Raw genomic sequence first — 4,942 nt, 5'->3', positions numbered from 1 at the left:
CTCGGCGATCTTCAGGAGAAGCGCGCCGAAACCGGGACGGCCGTATCGATCCTCGGGAGGGAAGTAGGTGCCGGCGAAGAACGGGCGCTGATCCGGCGCCAGAAAAACGGTCATCGGCCAGCCGCCCTGTCCGTTGTTCATGGCCACGGTCGCCGCCATGTAGATCTCGTCCAGATCCGGCCGCTCCTCCCGGTCGACCTTGATATTGATGAAATGCCCGTTCATGATCCGGGCCGTCTCTTCATCCTCGAACGATTCCCGTTCCATCACATGGCACCAGTGGCACGCCGAATAGCCGATGCTGAGCAGGATCGGCTTGTCCTCCTCCTTCGCCTTGCGAAGCGCCTCTTCGCCCCAGGGATGCCAGTCCACCGGATTGTGCGCATGCTGAAGCAGATACGGGCTGGTCTCGTGAATCAGTCGGTTGCTGTGCTTGTGCGCGGTATCCTGTGACATGGTTTCAGAATACCCCGCGCCGAACGGCTTCGTCAAGGATCGAGGTGGGGTCGGGAAGGAAACCTTCCGGCCGGATCGTACGGATCCGGGTTTTAAGGGCCGGACAACACACGGCTCCGAGGGCTAGGGGGCCGGTCCTTCCGGATCGTATTTGAGGCGATATCCGATTCCCGGCTCGTTTATCAGGAAGCTCGGCCGCGCCGGATCGGATTCGAGTTTATGGCGGAGATGGGCCATATGAACGCGCAGATATTGCACCTCATTCTCCTGAGCGGGACCCCAAACTTCCCTCAACAGCTGACGGTGGGTGACGACCTTGCCGGCGTGTCGTATCAAGACCGTAAGCAATTTGTACTCGGTCGGGGTCAGGTGGACTTCCTTGTCGCCGAGGTGGATCTGCCGCTTCGCCAGGTCGACCCGGAGATTATTCAGGGTGAAGACGGGCTCGTTCTGGCCCCCTTTCTGCCGGGCCGCGTGTCTCAGGGCGACGCGGATTCGGGCCAGGAGTTCGGCGGCGTTGAAGGGCTTCGTGAGATAATCGTCCGCGCCGGCATCGAGCGCCCGGACTTTGTCCTGTTCCTGCTCGCGCGCGGAAAGGACGATGATGGGCGTCGGTGTCCATTCGCGCAATTCTTGGGTGACCGCCAGGCCGTCGAGATCCGGCAGCCCCAAATCGAGAAGAATCAGATCGGGATGCTGCGTGGCGGCCTGGGTCAAGCCTTCTTGAGCCGTAGCGGCCTCCAGCAGACGATAGCCCTGGCTCTGAAGCGTGATCCGCAGAAAGCGCCGCATCTGCAGCTCGTCTTCAATCAGCAGGATCAGTTCCTTTCCTGCCGCCATCACCGATCCTCTTTCCCTTCTTGACCTTCAGACAGGCGTGGATGTCCTTCCAGCGGCAAGATGAAACGGAAAACCGCCCCGCCGCCCGGACGGTTCTCGGCCCATATACGGCCGCCGTGGGCCTCGACGATGGCCCGGCAGATGGTCAGCCCCAATCCGATGCCGCCGCCGGCTCCGGGGCTGCGTTCGAATTTATCGAAGATCCGATCCTCGGCACCCGGCGGGATTCCGGGACCGCGGTCGGCCAGTTCCACCGACAGGCGGTTTCCCATTACGGCTGCGGAGAGCTCGAGCGGCGTCCCCTTCGGTGTATATTTCAGGGCGTTATCCAGGAGATTGATCAGGACCTGCTCGATGAGCAGAGGGTCGAAGGGAACCATCGGCAAATCGTTCGGCAAGCGGGTTGTCAGGGGATGATCCTTAAGCCGTGCGGAGAGGCGGTTCAGCACCGCCCCGACGATCTCTTCGATCGACATCCATTCCTTTTTAACAGTGATCGCGCCGGACTCCAGGCGGGTCATATCGAGGACATTTCGGATCATCTGGTTTAAATGTTCCGCTTCTTCAAAGATCGTCTGGATGAGTTCCTGCTGACTGTGCGGATCCAGCGTCAGGTCACGATCCAGCAGCGTCGTTGACGCCCCGGTTATGGCCGCCAGAGGGGTGCGCAGGTCATGGGAAACCGAACTCAACAGCGTATTGCGCAGGGCTTCCGTCTCGGCTTTGAGGAGCGCCCGGTGCGCCTCTCGGGCCAGAAGAGCCCTTTCGAGTGCCATGGCCGTCTGGTTCGCAAAGCTTTCGAGGACATGGATCTGTTCTTGATCGAAGCGGTCCATAGAGGGGCCGGGCAGGACTCCCAGCACGCCCACCGTCCGGGACGAAGTCACGAGGGGAAGATACAGGCCCTTGGCTCCGGGAAGGGTATCGGTTCCCAGTCCCGCCCGTTCACGGTGGTCGAAGGCCCATTGAGCGACGCCCAATTCCTTTTGATCGGGTGCAAACGGGCCCCGACCGTCGACCGGCCGGAGTCGGTTCTTCTCTCCCTCGGGCATCAGAATGACCACCGGACTGGAAAACACCTCGTGGATATGCTTCACGGCGATGGCGCATAAACGGTCTTTCTTCCGTTCATGCACAAGCTCCCGGCTCAGATCGTAGAGGGCGGCGGTCCTCCTTTCCCGTAAACGCGCGGCATTCGCCTGTTCACGCACGCGCAGGGTCAGTCGGCTGATGACAAAACCGACAATCAGCATGACCCCAAACGTGATCAGGTATCTAATGTCGCTGATGGCAAAGGTATAGTAAGGAGGGATGAAGAAGAAATCGAAGGCGGCGACGCTCAGCAGCGTTGCAAAAAGAGACGGACCCCGGTCGGTCCGGCCGGCGGTGAAGACGATGCCGAGGAGATACACCATGGCCAGGTCCGCCAGGGCAAAGTACGGAAACATGACGGCGGAAACCGCGGTGCAGGCGGCCACAATGGCGATGCTCCAGACCCAGTCTCCTTTGTGCCCGGGGCGCCCGGCCGGCCGCCCGGAGGGTTGCGGCGCCGGTTCCGCCGTGTCGCCGGTGATGACGTGGACGTCGATATCCCCGCTTCCCCGGACGACCTCGTCCAACGTGGAACCGAACAGGCGGTCCTTCCAACGGGGATGCGTCGGTTTGCCGATGATGATTCGGCTGACGTTGCGGTTCCGGGCGTAGTTCAGGATCTCCTCGCTGGTCCGATGTCCGGATAGTGTAACCGTTTCCGCTCCAAGACTCTCGGCCAGGCGCATATGGTCGGCCAGTTGTTTCCGGTCGCTTTCCGACTCCCGCACCTTCGAAGGGGCTTCAATATTGACGGCGATCCAGTCGGTGCGCAGCCCGTCGGCCATTCGCTTGGCCGCGCGGATCAGTCGGATCGAACGGGGATTGGGACCGATGCAGACCAGGATCCGTTCGCCGGCCGGCCAAACGGTCTTGACTCCAAAGCCCCGCCGGTAGCTCTGCATCTGTTCGTCCACCCGCTCGGCGGTTTGACGCAAGGTCAGCTCCCTCAGCGCCAGCAGGTTTCCTTTTCGGAAAAAGTTTTCCTGCGCACGGGCCGCCAGCTCGGCCACATAAACTTTTCCCTCCTTGAGTCGTTCCAGAAGTTCATCCGGCGGCAGGTCGACCAGCTCGATTTCATCGGCCCGATCCAACACGGAATCCGGAAGGGTTTCCCGGACGACGACGCGGGTGATCTGTGCAATCACATCGTTGAGGCTCTCCAAATGTTGCACGTTGAGCGTCGTGTAGACGTTGATTCCGGCCTTGAGCAGCTCGAAGACGTCCTGCCAGCGTTTTTTGTGGCGGGACCCGGGGGCATTGGTATGCGCCAGCTCGTCCACGAGGATCAGCGCGGGCTTTCGGGCCAGCGCGGCATCGAGATCAAATTCCTTCAGGATTGCTCCCCGGTATTCGATGGGGCGGCGGGGAAGGACTTCAAGACCTTTCAGAAGCGCCTCGGTCTCGGCGCGGCCGTGGGTTTCCACAATCCCCGCGACCACATCGACCCCCTCCGCGCGCTTTTCCTGGGCCGCATTGAGCATGGCGAAGGTCTTCCCGACGCCGGGGGCGGCTCCGAAGAAAATAATCAGCTTTCCCTGACGCGCGCGCTCTTCTTCTTTTTTTACCTGTTCCAGAAGCAGGTCCGGGCTGGGTCGTCTTTGTTCTTGATGTTTCATGGCGCTCTCATTACATGCCGATACATAGAAGGTGAAACCGAATTATAACAGGATAATGGGACCCATTCAATGCCAGGTTGAGACGGAGAGTATTGAGTCGGAACTCAGGAAGAACCCCGAATGGCGGTCCCGGAGTGCGGGTCTTTGGAAAGATTGCGGAGATCTCGAGGGGGCAATCTAATTTGAGGGCTTGGCCAACCACCAGCGACGTGCAGCCACCATGGACCAAACGAGCTCGACCAGCCCAAACGGCCAAGCGCCCTGGAGAAATCCATAAATCGACCCGAGCCCACACGCGCCTGCAAACCCCAGGACATACCATGGACTTCGTTTCTCCAGTGCATAGCAGATCAGCATGGCAATGACTGCAAACAAACCAAAGGCTGTGAGGTAGTCCATGTTATGTATCGAATAGGGACCCGCAACCGGGACTTCCGAAATAATTTAGTTGGCCGGACACCAACTCATCCTACAACTTCAAATTGTCCAGGGCGAGATTCAGTTCCAACACATTCACCCGCGGTTCGCCAAGAAGGCCGAGCTGCCTCCCTTCGGTATGAGCCGTCACGAGGTCGCGAACTTTGGCTTCATCCAGTCCCCGGACCTTCGCCACACGATGGACCTGATACTCGGCCGCCGCCGGGCTGATGTGCGGGTCGAGGCCGCTCCCGGAGGCCGTGACGAGGTCGACCGGCACCGGCGCAGAATTTTCCGGATCGGCCGCTTTGAGCGCCGCGATTCGGTCCTGGACCGCTTTCAACAGCACCTCATTGGTCGGGCCGAGATTGGAACCGGAGGAGGCGGCCGCATTATAGGGGAACGGTCCGGTGGCGGATGGGCGTCCCCAGAAATATTTGGGATCGTCGAAGGGCTGACCGATCAGCGTTGAGCCGACCGGTTGACCGTTTTGGACAATCAAACTTCCATTGGCCTGTCGG

The 4,942-nt window shown here is 60.4% G+C and carries 5 protein-coding genes; all 5 read right to left on the bottom strand.

All coding sequences use genetic code 11. From position 1 onward, the window contains the following. The coding region (locus tag VMN77_12870) for a thioredoxin domain-containing protein (GenBank protein ID HTN44676.1) at positions 1-456 on the bottom strand (456 nt) is incomplete at its 3' end. A gap of 123 nt (positions 457-579) precedes the next feature. Then, positions 580-1,296, bottom strand: a complete 717-nt coding sequence (locus tag VMN77_12865) for a response regulator (protein ID HTN44675.1) — start codon at positions 1,294-1,296, stop codon at positions 580-582. Next, positions 1,296-4,004 carry a sensor histidine kinase KdpD gene (locus VMN77_12860; GenBank protein ID HTN44674.1) on the bottom strand — a complete coding sequence of 903 codons (2,709 nt, stop codon included), beginning with the start codon at positions 4,002-4,004 and terminating at the stop codon, positions 1,296-1,298. Before VMN77_12860 ends, VMN77_12865 begins: the two co-directional genes overlap by 1 nt. Before the next feature lie 177 nt (positions 4,005-4,181). Continuing rightward, positions 4,182-4,403: a hypothetical protein gene (locus VMN77_12855; GenBank protein ID HTN44673.1), complete on the bottom strand. Its 222-nt coding sequence runs from the start codon at positions 4,401-4,403 to the stop codon at positions 4,182-4,184. Between the two features lie 70 nt (positions 4,404-4,473). After that, the coding region (kdpC, locus tag VMN77_12850; protein HTN44672.1) for a potassium-transporting ATPase subunit KdpC at positions 4,474-4,942 on the bottom strand (469 nt) is incomplete at its 5' end.

It is taken from the genome of Nitrospiria bacterium (genome assembly GCA_035498035.1).
Taxonomy (GTDB): Bacteria; Nitrospirota; Nitrospiria; order JACQBZ01; family JACQBZ01; genus JACQBZ01.
Note: the sequence above shows the minus strand (reverse complement) of the source record. Positions and strands in the feature narration are given on the sequence as shown.

Coding starts and splice junctions, on each gene's coding strand:
- VMN77_12865 (HTN44675.1), bottom strand. CDS start 1,296: ATGGCGGCAGGAAAGGAACTGATCCTGCTGATTGAAGACGAGCTGCAG.
- VMN77_12860 (HTN44674.1), bottom strand. CDS start 4,004: ATGAAACATCAAGAACAAAGACGACCCAGCCCGGACCTGCTTCTGGAA.
- VMN77_12855 (HTN44673.1), bottom strand. CDS start 4,403: ATGGACTACCTCACAGCCTTTGGTTTGTTTGCAGTCATTGCCATGCTG.